At 40.2% G+C, this 17311-nt stretch carries 15 protein-coding genes; 11 read left to right on the top strand and 4 right to left on the bottom strand.

The window, feature by feature from the left end; genetic code table 11:
• Positions 1-201 precede the first annotated feature (201 nt).
• The 11 genes from MMU05_RS20790 (at position 202) to MMU05_RS20740 (ending at position 11736) form a co-directional block, all read left to right on the top strand.
• The gene (locus MMU05_RS20790) at positions 202-807 is read left to right on the top strand and encodes a hypothetical protein (RefSeq protein ID WP_241143582.1); all 606 of its coding nucleotides are present in this window, start codon (positions 202-204) and stop codon (positions 805-807) included.
• Between the two features lie 107 nt (positions 808-914).
• Entirely contained in the window at positions 915-1757 is an 843-nt protein-coding gene (locus MMU05_RS20785; protein WP_241143581.1) for an amidohydrolase family protein, read from the top strand.
• 382 nt (positions 1758-2139) lie between these two features.
• Positions 2140-3027 carry a DUF922 domain-containing protein gene (locus MMU05_RS20780; protein ID WP_241143580.1) on the top strand — a complete coding sequence of 296 codons (888 nt, stop codon included), beginning with the start codon at positions 2140-2142 and terminating at the stop codon, positions 3025-3027.
• A 223-nt stretch (positions 3028-3250) separates the two neighbouring features.
• On the top strand, positions 3251-3817 hold the full coding sequence (locus MMU05_RS20775; RefSeq protein WP_241143579.1) for an antitoxin Xre/MbcA/ParS toxin-binding domain-containing protein: 567 nt from the start codon (positions 3251-3253) through the stop codon (positions 3815-3817).
• A gap of 23 nt (positions 3818-3840) precedes the next feature.
• Positions 3841-4290, top strand: a complete 450-nt coding sequence (locus tag MMU05_RS20770; RefSeq protein WP_241143578.1) for an RES family NAD+ phosphorylase — start codon at positions 3841-3843, stop codon at positions 4288-4290.
• A 65-nt stretch (positions 4291-4355) separates the two neighbouring features.
• Positions 4356-5873: a serine hydrolase domain-containing protein gene (locus tag MMU05_RS20765; protein WP_241143577.1), complete on the top strand. Its 1518-nt coding sequence runs from the start codon at positions 4356-4358 to the stop codon at positions 5871-5873.
• A gap of 85 nt (positions 5874-5958) precedes the next feature.
• A complete protein-coding gene (locus MMU05_RS20760) occupies positions 5959-6435 on the top strand; it encodes a GAF domain-containing protein (RefSeq protein ID WP_241143576.1) in 477 nt (158 codons plus the stop codon).
• A gap of 210 nt (positions 6436-6645) precedes the next feature.
• A complete protein-coding gene (locus tag MMU05_RS20755) occupies positions 6646-8280 on the top strand; it encodes a M1 family metallopeptidase (protein WP_241143575.1) in 1635 nt (544 codons plus the stop codon).
• A 145-nt stretch (positions 8281-8425) separates the two neighbouring features.
• Positions 8426-8848 carry a hypothetical protein gene (locus MMU05_RS20750; protein ID WP_241143574.1) on the top strand — a complete coding sequence of 141 codons (423 nt, stop codon included), beginning with the start codon at positions 8426-8428 and terminating at the stop codon, positions 8846-8848.
• A gap of 91 nt (positions 8849-8939) precedes the next feature.
• Positions 8940-10694 (top strand): adenylate/guanylate cyclase domain-containing protein, encoded by a 1755-nt coding sequence (locus MMU05_RS23120; protein WP_418884484.1) that lies wholly within the window; start codon positions 8940-8942, stop codon positions 10692-10694.
• A 187-nt stretch (positions 10695-10881) separates the two neighbouring features.
• Entirely contained in the window at positions 10882-11736 is an 855-nt protein-coding gene (locus MMU05_RS20740; protein WP_241143572.1) for a sulfite exporter TauE/SafE family protein, read from the top strand.
• A gap of 161 nt (positions 11737-11897) precedes the next feature.
• Here MMU05_RS20740 and greB read toward each other — a convergent pair whose 3' ends face one another.
• From greB to MMU05_RS20720, 4 genes are all read right to left on the bottom strand, one after another.
• Entirely contained in the window at positions 11898-12536 is a 639-nt protein-coding gene (gene greB / locus MMU05_RS20735) for a transcription elongation factor GreB (RefSeq protein WP_241143571.1), read from the bottom strand.
• 184 nt (positions 12537-12720) lie between these two features.
• On the bottom strand, positions 12721-13605 hold the full coding sequence (locus MMU05_RS20730; RefSeq protein WP_241143570.1) for a glycoside hydrolase family 17 protein: 885 nt from the start codon (positions 13603-13605) through the stop codon (positions 12721-12723).
• Positions 13606-13607: 2 nt separating this feature from the next.
• Positions 13608-15950: an MFS transporter gene (locus tag MMU05_RS20725; protein ID WP_241143569.1), complete on the bottom strand. Its 2343-nt coding sequence runs from the start codon at positions 15948-15950 to the stop codon at positions 13608-13610.
• Positions 15951-16013: 63 nt separating this feature from the next.
• A complete protein-coding gene (locus tag MMU05_RS20720; protein ID WP_241143568.1) occupies positions 16014-17303 on the bottom strand; it encodes a glycosyl hydrolase family 17 protein in 1290 nt (429 codons plus the stop codon).
• Positions 17304-17311 lie beyond the last annotated feature (8 nt).

Genomic DNA, 17311 nt, shown 5'->3' with positions numbered 1-17311 from the left:
ATCTTTAACAAATAACGATTGTCACTAGCTGTCACTTTATATTTATTTGGCCACTGGTATCATTGCGGATATACATATTCTATTTTTTTAAAACCCTTAGTAGAAAAATTTCCATAATAAAAAATAATCTTCTAATAGGTTGATGACTTTTTGGGCTTGATACGATGAAGATTTAAAAGAAACCATTTTAAATCACAGACCATGAAACAATCAAATTATTTTGTCAAAACTGCATTGTGCTTAGCGGTACTAATTTTTGCCGGCTGCGAAAAAGAAACAAGTGAAGGTGAAGAGCTTGACATCAAAATCAATAGTGTCATACCTCAAGAATTTGTCAAGATCGTTCAGGATTTGGGAATAGAAATCCATAGAGGGACTACTCCACCTCTTGTTGAAGGAACCTTCAATATGAATCCTAACCTACTTTTGAGCACAAACATCCCGGGGGATGTTCCTGTCAACACAGGATTTGTAGCCTACAGAATTACATTTTTTGACCAATCGAGTGAAAGTAATGGCATCAAATTCAACGCAGTTGCATCCGGAGAATCTGAGGCTAGCAATGGAGCGGTGATATCCGGGTCAGGTAATAATTTCACTGTTTATGGCAGAAGTACAGTTACGGTCGGAGCCAATTCAGTAGTACTTGGGGTGGTCTATTCAGGAACTGTTGAAGGTAATTCCATTAAAAACCTCAAAAGATCCATTGTTTGTATCGATGACAGCAATAATGGGGGAGTGCTTTTGAGCAATGGAATGGCAAGGGTTTTCCATGATCCGGATAAAGATTCACCAAAAATCCCATAATAAGCCCTAATTGAAAAGCCGGAAAGTTTCTCCGGCTTTTTTCATATTCAAATGTTTTTTAATTATCCTGATTTTTTCTCTACTTGGCTTTCCAAAATTTTATCCAAATGAATAGAATGATCAGAATTGATAGCCACCAACATTTTTGGAAATACGATCAAATGGTTCATTCTTGGATGAATGTGGATATGAAAATTATCAAAAGGGATTTTCTTCCCCAAGATTTGAAACCTCTCTTGGATAAAGCAGGAATCCACGGCTGTGTTGCAGTACAAGCTAGCCAATCCGAGTCAGAGAATGACTTTTTACTTTCCCTTGCAGAGCAAAATGATTTTATCAAAGGAATCGTCGGTTGGGTTGACTTACAGTCAAAAGATCTTACCGATCGTTTGCATTATTATTCAATGCATCCAAAAATCAAAGGATTCAGGCATATTATTCAAGATGAACCTGACTTAGATTTTATGCTTCGTCCAGCATTTCTTCATGGAATAAGCAAGCTTCAGGAGTTTGGATTTACCTACGATATCTTGATTTATCCCAAGCATCTCCCAAATGCCTTTACTTTGGCCAAATCGTTCCCAAACCAACTTTTTGTGATAGACCACCTAGCTAAGCCGAATATCAAAAGCCAGGAGACCGAACTCTGGAAGAAAGGTTTGGAAAAAATCGCTTCCCTAGAAAATGTTCATTGTAAAATCTCAGGAATGGTGACTGAGGCGGATTGGAAAAGTTGGGAGAAAGAACAATTGGAACCTTATATCGCTATTGCTTTGGAGGCATTTGGAATAGACAGGTTGATGTATGGTTCTGATTGGCCTGTGTGTACTTTGGCGGCACCATATACTGATGCTTTTTGGATTGTAGAAGATTATTATTCTAGATTTTCTAGATTTGAACAAGGAAAGTTTTTTGGTGAGAATGCATCAAATTTTTACAATCTAGGGTAATTTAGGGTATGAGTCCATAAACCCAAAAGATGATCTCCAACTATCATCAGAACTGTTGTTTTTAGCTTTGCGTTAATCTGTTATGCAGGAAAATTTATTGGCCTTAGGTTACTTGATTCTAATCCTATCTGGGAATGTGAGTGCACAAGAAAAACAATTTGACTTGAATGCATCAAAAAAAATCGTTTTAAATGAAGGCAGTTTTGATTTGTCTGAGGTCTTGAATATTCAAGACGATCTGACTTTAATAGGAAAAGTATATATAGCTAATAATCAAATATATAAAGCAAAGATAAAAAATGGATTAGCTGAAGGAATTCGAACTTTTTATAAAAACTCAATAAAAAAGACTGATTCCGGAAGGTCCATCCAAATGAGAGTTTTGGAATTTAAAATTTCAGAGAAACAAACAAGTAGCAAGGTCGCCTCAGGGGAGTTGAAAATCAAATTCGGATATTTCCTTAAAACCTCATTTGAGCCTATTCATTTGGTGGATTATGAAGCAGGGATAACTTACCAAAGGTCCATCCACCGTACTGATTTGATTGATCAGATTTTGAACAGAGGGTTAGTAAATTCCATTGTCTTTTTTAATGATTGGATAAATGATCATGCCACTCACAATAGGAAGCTAGCAAAAGCTGTCAGGTTGGAAATTGTTGAAAAAAAGAAAAAAAGTGATCAGGATACAGTTTTTTATGATTTCAACCGACCACTTTCTTGGAGTGATTTTCGGGAAAAACCAAGCAGGACAAGTGGATATAACGCCACGATTTTTACCAGTTTGGCCATGGAAGGCTCTCCATTTATGGAAGAAGGTGTTTTGGTGCTACCAGTAGAAGTCAAAGTTTATATGCTTCCTGAATCTTCTTGGGCCAAAACCCAAGGGAAATCTGATTATGCTTTGAACCATGAACAGAGGCATTTTGATGTTACCAGGGTGGTAGGCAACAGGCTTATCAACAGGTTGAAAGCTTTGGAGGTAACACCGGAAAACTATGAAGCAATGGTCAATGATGCTTATTTTAACTCCTACAGAGAAATGAACAGGCTTCAGGAAATCTATGATGCCAGGACAAGACACGGCTTGGATAAGGATGCCCAATCCCGGTGGAATTCTATCATTGATCAAGCTTTAAATGGAAACATGGATGAAATTGAAAGAGAATTGATGAAAGGGAATTCTAAAGTATATGTATATCCGCCTTCTTACCAGTATAGGATAACTTACAGAATGGTCTCGGCAAGCTCGACCACCGGAATTTATTGATATTGAAGGGGGGTGGTAGAAATGCGGCTTTGCCGCATTTCTACCACCCCCCTCTGATCTCACGATATCCGTTCACCGAGCTTGCCGAGGTGGAGAAAAATGATATTTGGCTACTGGTATGATAGCGGATAATCATAAAAAAGTAAATAAATTTTTTATTCCAATGTCAAATGACTATTTTTATTGTGTCAAATGAAAAAATTGTTGTTATCCCCATAAAAAAATGATGACTATTAAATCCTCAAAAATTCCAAAAATCTATCCCGAGCCTGATTCCAAGGTTGGAAATTTGGTGTCGGATTTTCAAAATTCAGCTTATGGTGATCGTCCGACATTTAAGGTAAGCCGATCAGGTCAGGTTAAGTCATATGAGGTTCCAAGCGGTTATGGATTTTTTGTTCCGGCATTTACCAAAGCAAAAGGAATGGATGAGGTAGGGGAGTTATTAGACAAAAACCTCCTTTCAGAGGATATTTTGCCTATCATTGATTTTCTCGGCTTCAAGATACAAGACATTGCCAAGGCAGCGTCTGTGTCGCCAAGCACGGTTTCCCGGTGGGACAATAAAAGCCCAATAGGTACTCCGGGTTCCTATCAGTTTTTCAAAATCGATGAGGTGATCAAAAAAGGAGTGGACCTTTTTGGCAATACGACCTATCTCAAGCAATGGCTTGACAGTCCAAATATGGCCCTTGGCAATGAAGCTCCTATCAAAAACCTGACCTCGATGATAGGTCTGGAGTTGGTAGATGAAGCCCTTGATGCCCTTCATTTTGGAAATGTGATGTAGTCAGTATGCGCTATTTTAGAATCATGTCAGAATCGTACTACAAAAACCCTTTCAGTTGTTCATATAATGCCGGAAGATGGAATCCCAAAGGAACCGGTATGATATATGCCGGAAGTGGTCCGGCCATTTCTTTATTGGAATACCTGTGCATCAAGGGCAATGCTGTTTCCGGAAAATCGTGGTATATGATTGAATTTGGGATTGTTGATCCGGATTTGATTGGGACTTTGGAAAAAGACAGTTTACCTGAAAATTGGAATGTCTTGCCTCATGCTAAGGTCACACAGGATTTTGGGAGGGCATGGTTGCAGGAAAAAGAATTTCCATTTTTGAAAGTTCCATCTGCAAGACTGAACTTGTCTTTTTATCCTTTGGAACATAACCTTTTGATCAATCCCGAATTTCCAGATTTCAAAAATCATATCGAAGTTGTGGAAGAGGTCAGGTTTGATTACCTTATGAATTCCCATTGAAGAATATAAGAGAATTTTTTTTCTCCAATACTTCAAAATCAACTTCAAACCTATAGACCCTGACAATGAAAATAACCACTATCTTCTTTACACTTTTTCTGGTTTACCTACCAGCAATTGCGCAAAGTTCCCTTCCCAGAAGTACACCAAAGGCCCAACAAGTTTCCTCTCGAGGCATTCTTGATTTTGTATATGCAGTGGAATCGAGTAACCACGAAGTTCACAGCATGATGGTGCTGAGACATGGTAAGGTAATCGCTGAGGGATGGTGGGATCCTTACAAACCGGAACTGAAACATACTATGTATTCGGTCAGCAAGAGTTTTACTTCCACGGCCATTGGCTTTGCTGTCACCGAGAAAAAACTCAAAGTAACTGATAAAGTCATTTCGTTTTTTCCTGAATCCTTGCCCAAAACAATCAGTCCAAACCTTGCCAAATTAGAAATCAAGGATTTGCTTACGATGAGCGTGGGGCATGACAAAAGCTTTAACCATGAGGTTTTTACTACAGAAAATTGGGTGGAAGCCTTTCTGAATATGCCGATTGCAAATGAACCGGGCACAAAATTCCTGTACAATACCTCGGCAAGCTACATGATGTCTGCCATCATCCAAAAAGTTACAGGTCAAACGCTCTTGGACTATCTGGAGCCAAGATTATTGAAACCATTGGGAATTTCAGGCTTGGACTGGGAGTCAGATTTACAAGGAATCCAAACCGGTGGTTGGGGTATCCGTGTCAAAACCGAAGACATGGCCAAATTCGGTCAATTGTTCCTGCAAAAAGGGAATTGGGAGGGAAAACAAATACTGCCGGAGTCATGGATAGAAGAAGCCACTACTTTGAAAATACTTCAGGAACCGGATGCTTCTCCTGAGAAAATGGGTTCTAATGATTGGATTCAAGGATATGCCTATCAAATGTGGAGAAGCCGGCACAATTCTTATCGGGCTGATGGGGCCTTCGGGCAATATATTCTCATTCTTCCGGAAAAGGATGCAGTCATTATTCTTACTTCTGAGACAAACGACATGCAAGGTTTACTTGATTTGGTTTGGAAAAATCTTTTGCCTGCTTTTGATGCTTCTTCCGATCAGGATTCAGCTTTAACAGATAGATTGGAGAAGCTTTCTTTGGCTCCTTTGCAAAGCGAAAGCAATCCTGAATTAGAAAAAAGATTGAATGGGAAAAATTACAGAATCACGTCCAATAATGAAAAAATCAATGCTTTTTCCCTGAATTTTCAAGAAGGAGTCTGTCTTTTGAATTATGGTCAAGGCCCTAATACTTACCGGTTGATTTTTGGATCGGGAAGATGGATCAAGGATGAAACCGTTAGGATGGGGCCCAATCTATTCACTTTTGCCCAAAACCAACAGGTAGGCTTGGCTCCATTCAAAATCGCCGGAAGTTATGCTTGGATAGATGTGAATACCATCGAACTTCAGCTCAGGTATATCGAAAGCCCGCATACAGAAATCATCCGAATCAGGTTTGAAGGGGAAAGGGCTATCATCACATTTGTGAACAGCTTTGAAGGGGAAGAGAAGAAGTTGGGTTTTGAGGCTGAGATTGAATGAAAAAGACGGAAGACAGAAGACGGAAGTAAAAGGTGAAAAGTGAGAGGTAGAAGGAATTTAAGGATATAATTAGAAAAAAAATATTATGAACAAGACAGAATCAATCATCGAATCCATAAAAGAAACAAAAGGCGAAATCAATTGGCAGGAATTGTTGGAAACCATCATCGCAGCTTTTGATTGTACTACAGGAACTATCCACATCCTTAACAAATCGACCAATTTGCTGATGCTTAAATCGCAGAAAGGCATTCCTGATTTTTTGTTGCCTAAGATGTCAATGATTCCTATCGGTAAAGGAATGGCAGGAATCGCTGCAGAAAGAAAACAGCCTGTTGAGATGTGTAACCTGCAGACAGATTCATCCGGGGTGGCAAGGCCTGCCGCAAAGGAAACCAAAGTCGAAGGTTCCATTGCAGTACCGATGTTACTTGATGGGGAATTGTATGGAACCTTGGGCATCGCCAAGCCTGTGCCTTATGATTTTACCAAAGAAGAGAGTGATGCATTGATGCAAATCGGAGAGGAGATTGGGAGAAGGTTGATTTGGAAGGAATTCTAAACATCCAATCATTTTCCATCCAAGTTGATATTTATGGAAATTGGATATTGATAGATATTGGCTCAGGAGCTAACTTACTTCGGATTTAAATCATTTTGCGGTGGTTTTAAGGAAGTCTTTTGATTTCATAAATGAGGTTGTTCATATAATTTCCCAAACCCATTTCCAAAAAATTGTCGATATTCAGTCCCCTTTGCTAATCATCATCCCATGAACTTATCCACCAAACTCTTTGCCACGCTAGTCTTTTTTCTAACTGTTTCCATTTCCTATGCACAGGAAAAGTTTACCCGGGCAGATACGCTGCGGGGAAGCATCACGCCCGAAAGGGAATGGTGGGATTTGAATTACTACCACCTTGCTGTGGAAGTATTTCCTGAAACCAAATCCATCAAAGGAACGAATACTGTCCGGTATCAGGTAAAGAAAGCACATCAAGTCTTACAGATAGACCTGCAGGAACCTTTACGGATTATCGAAGCAAAGCAAGACGGACAAAAACTTGAAATCCAAAAGGAGGGAGCCGCCCATTTCATTAGCCTTCCCAAAAAGCAGGTTGTGGGTTCATTTGAAGAAGTCATCATCTCTTATGAAGGTCAACCAAAGGAAGCTGTGCGGCCACCTTGGGATGGCGGCATCACCTGGCAAAAAGATGAAAACGGAAACCATTTCATCGCTTCATCCAATCAAGGAATCGGTTCGAGTATTTGGTGGCCAAGCAAAGACCATCCTGCAGATGAAGTGGACAGCATGCTGATTAGCATCACGGTTCCAAAAAACCTGATGAACATTTCCAACGGCAGGTTGGTCAAAACCGAAACCAAAGGACAAACCAAAACATATCATTGGTTTGTCAGCAACCCCATCAATGACTATGGGGTGAATATCAACATAGGCGACTATGTCCATTTTTCGGAGAAATATCAGGGCGAAAAAGGCCTTCTCGACATGGAATATTATGTGATGCGGGACAATCTGGAGAAAGCCAAAAAACAATTCATGGATGCAGGACGGATGATGGAGGCTTTTGAGCATTGGTTTGGGCCTTATCCATTTTACGAAGACAGCTACAAACTCGTGGAAGCGCCTTATCTCGGTATGGAACATCAGAGTTCGGTCACTTATGGTAACGGCTACCAAAACGGCTATCGCGGCACGGACCTTAGCGGAACAGGTTGGGGGATGAAATTTGACTTTATCATCATCCATGAATCCGGTCACGAGTGGTTTGCCAATAACATCACTTACAAGGATGTGGCGGACATGTGGATCCACGAGAGCTTTACCAACTATTCGGAAAGCCTGTATCTCGATTATTTCTATGGAAAAGAAGCCGGACAGGAATATGTGCGGGGTACGAGAACCCGAATAGATAACAAACTTCCTATCATCGGAAGATACAGCGTCAATAGCCGAGGTTCGGGAGATATGTACTACAAAGGTGGGAATATCCTGAATACACTTCGTGAAATTGTGAATGACGATGAAAAATGGAGAAAGATCCTTAGGGGATTGAACAGCGAATTTTACCATCAAACGGTCACTACGGCACAGGTGGAAGATTACATTTCCCAAGAGGCAGGAATAGACCTTTCTAGCTTTTTTGACCAATACCTCAGAAACAGTACTGTTCCCATTTTGGAATACTTTTTTTCAGATGATCAGACCTTTAACTTCCGATGGGCAAACTGCATTACATCATTTGAAATGCCTGTGGACTTGAACTTGGGAGAAAAGAAAGTAAGAATTGAACCAACAACGAAATGGACTCAGGTGACTTTGGAAAAAAACTCGGACCTGACGGTTGATGTGGATTATTATGTAGGGAGCTTGAAGGTGAGATAAAGATCGAAACACAGGCGTATTTATCTTTTAAAATATAAATTATGATTGTTGTATTTTACCAATTTTAGTTTTAATTTAATAGGAGTACAACCGGTTTTTTTTACCAAACAAAATTTTGACAATGAAATAATAACCCCCAGAAAAAATGAAAGATACCATTATCACGCTGTATGTAAACACCAAAAAGATCATTGCTTTAAAAGAAAAACCAAGCAAAGAAGAGGTTTTAGAATGCATTCTGATCGGAGACAATCACAACGATCAACCAAAAAAGGAAAATTTTGTGAGCAATATCCGAGATAAGTCAAAATTGGCTTGGGTTGGAGCTGCTATGCATATCATGGAAAGTGTCGAGGATTTCGTTATAATCACGAAGATTGTAGTAAATAAGAAAAAATCTCTGATCAAACTTTATGATGATGGGAAAAGCTCCGGAAAAACACACAAAGATGGACATGTCGGCAAAGCAAAGCATGGGGCGGAAGAAGAGTATAGAATTCACTTTCTAGTTAATTCAGGTGGGTTGGAAAGAAAATTTAAGATCGACCCAAAAATCCGAGTTATTTGATTTCCCATGATTTTGTGATGTGGAAATGAAAAAATTCCTGATTCCCTTTTTATTTTTTATCTCTTTTAATTGCGCTTTTTCGCAATCAGAAATGGATGTGGAAAAGAATCTTTCTATACTGGACAGTTTGAAAAAGCTTTATTTCCAGGGAAATGGTGATATGGGACTTTTGGAATCTATCCTTCAAAAAGACCCTAATCCGGATAGTATCCTAAAGTATGGTCAGATTCTAATTGATAAAACGTTGGTTAAATCTGATTATAAAGGCGCATATTACGGCTACTTACAATTAGGAAACGGCCACGTATTGAAAGGCGAACTTTCACAAGGTTTGGATTTTTACTTTCAAAGTCTCGCTTATGCTGATAAAGCCGGCTACCAAGAGGGTAGGGGAAAAGTTTTTTTGGCGATAGCAGATACCTACTCCCAAAGTGAAAACAGTCAGAATGCCGCCATTTACTATGGCAGAAGCATAGAAATTTTGAGAAATGGAAATGATTCATTAGCCCTCGCGAGTAGCATATTCAATGCCGGCGATGAGTACCTAAATCTTGGGAAACTTGACTCTGCGCTACTTTTTACCGAAGAGGCCTTAGGCATTTTCAAGAAGGTCAATTACCCGATCGGTGAGGCGTATTGCTTTGGGAATCTCGGGATGATCAATGCCCAAAACGGTAATAATACTGCCGCGGAAGAGAATATCAATAAGGCAATCAGCATTCTGGAAGCATACAATGAATTCTATCCCATTTCGGTATACCTGGAATTCATGTCCACCATTTATTTGGAAAGCGGAGATCGGGCTCGCGCCTTGAATTATGCCAACCGAAGCCTGGAACTAGCCAATCACTATGGACTTAAAGACCAAATCAGCAATTCCAATCTGACCCTTTCCAAAATATATGAGCAGGATGGCCTACCTCAAAAAGCTTTGGAATACTACAAAAAACACATCATTTATCGTGACAGTGTCAATAACATCAGCGCCGTGCAGGAGATGGCAAATCTAAGGACTGATTATGAAGTTTCTCAGAAACAAATAGAAGTGGACCTATTGGAAAAAGAAGCTTTCATCAAAGATCTCCAGACTAAAAGACAAAGGTTTATCATTTATGGAGTGATGATCGCGATGATCTTAATTGCATTGCTGGCATTTGTAGTTTACCGGCGTTTTCTCTATGAGAAACAGGCCAAACAGATTATCGAAAAAGAAAAAGACCGGTCGGAAAAACTTCTATTGAATATTTTGCCCGCAGAAACGGCGGAAGAACTGAAAGAATATGGTTCAGTCAAAGTTCTGCGAAACGAATCCGTCACCGTTTTATTTACAGATTTCAAAAATTTCAGCGCTACCGCGGAAAATATTTCACCCGAGCTGTTGGTAAAAAGTTTGGATTACTATTTCAAAAAATTTGATGAGATATGCACACGGAATAATTTGGAAAAGATCAAGACCATTGGCGATTCCTATATGTGCGTCGGTGGGCTTCCAAAGGAAAACCAAACGCATCCCCGTGACGTGGTTCTCGCTGCCAAAGAGATGATGGCGTTTGTAAAAAGTAAATCAGATGAGGGCATTTGTGCCTTTGAAATGCGGGTAGGGATCCATACAGGTCCTGTTGTGGCGGGAATAGTCGGAATTAAAAAATGGCAATATGACATATGGGGAGACACTGTCAATATTGCCTCCAGGATGGAATCTAATTCAGTCCCTGGAAAAATCAACCTTTCCGAAACGACCTATGATCTCATCAGCGAGGAGTTTGATTGTGAATACAGAGGAAGTTTCGAAATAAAGAATAGAGGTACTTGGAAAATGTATTATTTAATTGAAGGTTTTTCCTAGAAGAATAAGGAGAAAGTAGTTTGGATTATTAGGAGGGGAGTATCCGGTAGAGGTAATTCCTTTATTATTGCAAAAGCTGAATTTCTGTTCAATTTGTTGAGATATTTCATGATAAATTTCTTTCTTGATAATGGTATGAAGGATTCGCATGATAAGAAATATAATTATTTCTAAGTAGCTAGACTCAATGGTGGCATTTATTTGGATTTCACTCGCCATTCTTACGGTTTGGTTTACCCTTGTATTGACGAGGGATTTTCTCAGACATAAAAACAGGTTGGAACCTAGCAGCTGGAGAAAAACTTCCGTGATCGGATTTGTGGTCAATTTTTTTGATGTGTTGGGTATTGGTGCCTTTGCTCCTCAAACAGCGTTGTTAAAATTCACCAAACAAACCGAGGACAAGCTCATCCCGGGTACGATGAATGTTGCCAATACTCTTCCTGTGTTGTTACAGGCTCTGATTTTTATCACGATCATTGAAGTCGAGCCAAAAACCCTTATTCTAATGCTAGTCTCGGCTGCAATAGGTGCCATCGTGGGTGCAGGAGTAATTTCAAAACTTTCCGAACGAAAAATCAGGCTGACTATGGGATTTGCTTTGCTTATTACAGCCGGTTTTATGCTTGCCCGCAACTTGGATTGGATTCAGGGAGGTGGCGAGGCTATCGGCCTTGAAGGAGGTAAGCTTCTGATTGCGATCGTTGCCAACTTTTTCCTAGGTGCGTTGATGACTGCCGGTATTGGTTTGTATGCTCCTTGTATGGCTTTGGTTTTTGCGCTTGGGATGTCGCCACAGGTGGCTTTTCCGATCATGATGGGATCATGTGCTTTTTTGATGCCGCCCGCATCCATTCGTTTTATCCGTGAAGGAGCCTATAATAGAAAAGCTGCTGTAGCCATGGCAATTCCGGGTATTTTAGCCGTATTGATTGCTGCATTTATAGTGAAATCGTTGCCATTGGATATTCTCAGATGGCTTGTGATTGTCGTTATTCTTTACACTTCCACAGTGATGCTGAGAGCTGGATTGGTTCAATAGGAATTGAGTATGGATTTGGAGAAAAAGTGATTTGGAATTATTTTGAAATTACAATTAGGAAAAATGAATTAGAAGAACTGCAGTTTACCAACACGAAGAAAGAAAGGTGTATTATATACTACCTTATGCGAAGCAATTCCTTATAGCTATGATTAGCAAAACTACTTTTGGTACTCTATTTTAAGAATTCTCCATACAAAATCACCCATTTTGGTTTTAACTATCACCTCATCTCCAACAGTTTTATCAAGAAGCGATTTAGCCATGGGAGAGTCCATAGAGATGTAATTTTTGTTGCCTATTAACTCCTCGTAACCAACAATTCGAAGACGATTTTGAAGACCTTTCTTTTCGTTTTTAATTTCTACCCAAGCACCAAAATTCACTTTTCCTTCTTGGTTGGGGTGATAGTCAATAACTTTAAAGTCATCAATACACTTTCGCAAATAGCGTAGGCGATTATCAATTTCTCGGAGACGTTTTTTGTTGTAATGGTAATCGGCATTTTCTGAACGATCTCCCAAACTTGCGGCCCACGCAACCTTAGCGGTAACGTCCGGACGTTCAACCCGCCACAAATGATCATGTTCTTCTTTTAATTTTTGTAATCCTTCGGAAGTAATAAATTGTGAGCGATCGAGTTTTGGTAGAGTTGACTCTGGGATTTTTCGCCTCATTATAAATGATCTTACTTTGAAAATTTTCACAAGATAATATAATGATGGGATAGGTTTGTATGTCCCTTGTATGGCTTTGGTTTTTGCGCTTGGAATGTCGCCGCAGGTTGCTTTTCCGATCATGATAGGATCATGTGCATTTTTGATGCAGCCCGCATCCATTCGTTTTATCCGTGAAGGAGCCTATAATTGGAAAGCTGCAGTAGCCATGGCAATTCCGGGTGTGGTGGCCGATTGATTGTTGCATTTATAGTGAAATCGTTGCCATTCCTAAAAATTACAGGGATTTTTTCAACTCCTAAATTGATTAATATTTAAGCTTTTCATCTTTGTCCCAAAGACCCCAAAAGGCGCCCACATCTCCTTCCGCTCCAACCTTCCATGACTCATCAAATGATGAAAAATAAAAAATTTCAATATTCTCTTCTTTTGACCACTTCTGTGAATTGATGAAATATTTGATAAAATTTTCATCAGAAGGCATGGCAGCTCCTAGGCTGGTTCCTTGACTCGGCCAACCGGTTTCACTGATAATAACAGGTTTGCCTTTGGCGGCACGTTTTGCCCTGTTATACATTTCCTTCATGTATAACAATGAATAGTCTATGTGACATCCTTCCCAATAAGGATAGCAATTGGCCAAGATAATATCACAGGCTTCAGCGATTTTTGGATAATCCTCAAATTCATAATAGGCATCTACATAACCAACTGGAATCCCCTTAATTGCCGATTTTACTTTTTGCATGAAGGTTAAAAGCTCGTCCTCGGTGAGGTCCTCGCGGTACATGACTTCATTTCCAACTGCGGCAATGTCCACATATCCTTCATTGGAGAGCTTGATCAGATTTTCTATCTCCAACTGATTGATTTTGTCATCCTTACCCAGCCATGCGCCTACTAAAGTTTTCAACCCATATTCCTTGGCGATTTTTGGAATCAGCTCATTGCCATCCGTACAGGAGAAAGAGCGAACCCAAGATGTATAGGGCCGGATGATTTCCAATCTCCTTCTTATCTGTTCCTCTGAAATGATATCTCCGGGTTTTTGTCCTTCTGTGTATGGGCTGAAGCCAATCCCATGCATCCCAAAATCCAGGACCTTTCCATACAATTCCTTCAAGGTTTCAAAAGAAGCACCTTCAAATGAAACTCCGGCCAACGATAATAATTTTTCAGCTTTTGAAGACATTCCTAGATGTATTTTAAGTTTTCATTCTTATCCCAAATTCCCCAACGTTGACCGACATCACCCTCATGGTGTATTTTCCATGACTCATCGAATGAGGAAAAATAGAACATGTCCACCTTCTCTTGTTGGGACCAATTGTTGGCATTGATAAAGTATTTCATTGCGTTCTCTTCAGAAGGTTCGGCGTCTTGGACTTTATCTCCCTGATTCGGCCAACCTGTTTCTGTGATGATGATTTTTTTACCATTTGCAATGCCTTTTGTAGACATATACATTTGCTGCAAATGGGAAGATGCTTCTTCAATACTTTTTCCTTCCCAAAAAGGATAACAGTTTGCTAAAATGATATCACAGGCATCCACAAGTAATGGATGCTTTTGGTGTTGAAAATAGGTATCGACGTAGCTGACAGGCGTATTGGGTAGGGATTCTTTCACTTCCTTGATGTAATCTATTATTTCCTGCTCCGTCAATTCATTTCGAAGTAAAACCTCATTGCCAACGACGGCGATATCCACAAATCCTTGTTGTGCCAAGCTGATCAGATTTTTAATCTCCTGTTCATTTTTCGCTTTATCGACTCCAATCCAAGCGCCCACCATCGTCTTAAGTCCTTTTTCATGGGCTGCTTTGGGAATGTATTCATTTCCGTCTGTACATGAAAAAGAGCGAACCCATTTGACATGTTTTGAAACCAAGTCCATTCTCCTCCGGATTTGATTCTCGGATAATTGGTCACCTACATTCTGACCTTCCAAATAGGGGCTAAAGCATAGGCCATGAATGCCCGAATCAAGTGTTTTGGAAAAGAGTTGCTTTATTTCGGTGTTGGATTTATTTGAAAAATCAATGTCTGTTTTGGGAGAAGTTGCATTGTGCACTTTGGCCAATACCGCTGAATTTTCATTTTGTGAATATGGGTTTTCAAGGTTTTTTTTGGCCTCTGCCCGCTTTTTTAATTCTTCACGGATTTCGTTGGCCCTTTTTTCATCCACATCATAGTCATGCATGAGGTACATGGCCGCCATGGTTCCCAACATCGGAAGCCCCGAGAAGAAAATCCTCAGACCATCCACAGCACCTTCGGGCTGAACTGCTGCATTTCCATCGAAACCTACTATAGTCAGAATCAAACCACTCAAACCGCCTGCAATGGCAAATCCGAACTTCACCATATACCAATAAATGGCGCCGAATACCCCTTCCCTTCGTTTTCCGTAATTCAGTTCGTCTAAGTCGATCACATCGGCAGTCATTGACATCATCAACACAAAAAGACTCCCGATTCCAAAAGAATGTAATGGAAGGGAAAAGATGAACATCCAAGGCTTGCCGGGCACAAAAAGGAACCACAAAGAAAGGTAGCCTACCAAGGCAATGCCTTGGGATACCATGAAGGCATTCTTCTTACCAATCTTCCTAGACATCCTAGCTACCACAGGAATGACAATAAAGGTAGTGACCAACGCACCGATACTTCCGAATAATGGCGTCCAATAGCCGGCTGCCCCAGCATCGCCATTAAACAAATGCCAAACCACAATAAAAAAGACAAAGCCTGCAACGGTATTAAAAGCATTGAAGATAAAAAATGTGGAAATACACAATTTTCTAAATGGTGTTGAGGAAAAGGCTTCTTTGAACCCTCTGATGATTTGGGAAATACTATCACCTATTGCATTGAATGTCAGCGGGGAAAAATTTTCATTTTTGGTAGATTTACTGGGAATGAAAATAGCAGGAACCATCGCGCATAAAGCAAAAATCACTCCGACCCAAATCGATAATTCACGTGTGGCAGCTTCCGGGGATGGGAACCAACTTGGCTCGTACATAATGACCCAAAACCATGGAGCAATCACCCAAGCCCACTGCCCAATCCATTGGGCTATGGCCATAATTTGGGTACGCTCATGAAAATCCTCGCTCATTTCATAGCCCATGGCTACATAAGGGACACTGAAAATAGTAAGCCCGATGTAAAAGGCAAAAGAGCCAAATAGGAAATAGGTGAAGTTATAATTCACACTGTTATCCCCATAAAGTTGCCACATGACAGAAAAGGTAATCCCCATTAAAATAGCGCCGAGAAATACATATTGTCTCCGCCTTCCCCATCGGGATTTGGTATTATCTGAGATAAAGCCCATGATGGGGTCTGTTACAGCATCGAGGACACGCGGAATAAAGTAAACGATTCCCCACATCCAACCTGGGAATCCCAGGTTTTGAACCAGCACCACCATAAATATCCCTAGGGAAGCAGGAAACATTTGGTTGGCTAACATACCAACGCCGAAGGCTATTTTTTGGCCCATCGGGACTTTACTCGAGGTGGTTGACATTGTTATTAGGGTTTGTTGTTGACTTTTAGATCGAAAATAAAATGAGAATTTTATGGTTAAATTTTATTTGGCTGGTGGTGCCATTACTTCCTTTAGCAGGGCTTCCTTGTCTCCACCATAGGTTTTTACTATTGGGTTACCATCCCTGCCCAAACCCTCAAAAATACCTTTGTCAACCAAATCCCAAAGCGCATATTTTGCTTCACCTTTAAGTGTGAAAAGCCCGAAATGATTTTCCGAACCGTTAGGATTTCCAGCATCTTTCCATTGCTCATTGAAAGCTTCAAAATAAAAACAGGAAATTCCGGAAGCAGAAGTCCATTCACGCATGTGTTTGTAATAAAGTCCTTGCTTGTATTCGTCCGTTGCCCTAGATCCTTCTGATCCATAAAATCCATCAGATTCAGAAGCCCAACCGGTCTCACCGATATGGATCGGTTTTTCAACTCCCAAACTTTTGATATAATTAGCAACAGAATCATACTGCATTTTGGCAAAATCTTTTGCCCTTAACATGGCTGCATCTATTTTTTCAATATCTGAATTTTGGCTTTGGTCTTCAGGGACAAACCAAAAAGCAGGATTATAATGCGTGTTGTGGTAAGGATAGGTGTGTAGGGAAATATAATCTACAGCTTTAACCAGTTTTGCGAGGTCTTCGGTGTGGTAGCTAGAATCAGCGCCTCCCCAGGAGGAAAAATCATCAGAACAGGTAATCCATAATTCTTTAGGGAGTTTGCCTTCGGACTTCAAAGATTGCAGGTGATTTACCCATTTGAGTATGACTGAAGGTTGCACAAAATAACTAGTCGCCCACCTGACCATTGCTTCATTGCCTACTGCAAGGATCTTTACAATATCAGGGTATTGATTCGCAAGAGCCACGGCTCGGCCAATCTCTCCTTCATTTTGCTCGCTTTCTATTTCGTGATCGGGAGTTTGGTCTGTCCATGCGTTTTTACAATCTATCCAAGCACCAAGCATCACATACATCTCAAAATCCGGATTTTCATTTTTAAGCTCCCGGATCGCCTTAAGGACATTTGAAGCATGAGGCATTTGAACATTGTAGGTTCTCAAAATCCTAATTCCCATAGCAGATAAGATTCTGATATCTTCTTTTAGTTCCTCAACAGTAGGCTGGGTTTCTCTTGATTTTTGCCGATATCCTTCATAGGATATGGCAACGTATTCTGGATTTCCTAGTATTTCTTTTGCCGTCACTTCTTTCTTGTTTAGTTGATTTGATTCTTCTTTTTTGGCACAGGCAAAGCAAAAAGCTAAGATTGCACCTGCAATAATTATTTTCAACGATGACTTCATACACATTCCTTTATTTATGGTTATATCCATTACACTTT

It is taken from the genome of Cognataquiflexum rubidum, from assembly GCF_022538115.1.
GTDB classification, from domain to species: Bacteria; Bacteroidota; Bacteroidia; order Cytophagales; family Cyclobacteriaceae; genus Cognataquiflexum; species Cognataquiflexum rubidum.
The sequence above is the reverse complement of the archived record's forward strand: the minus strand, read 5'-3'. Positions and strand labels throughout refer to the sequence as shown.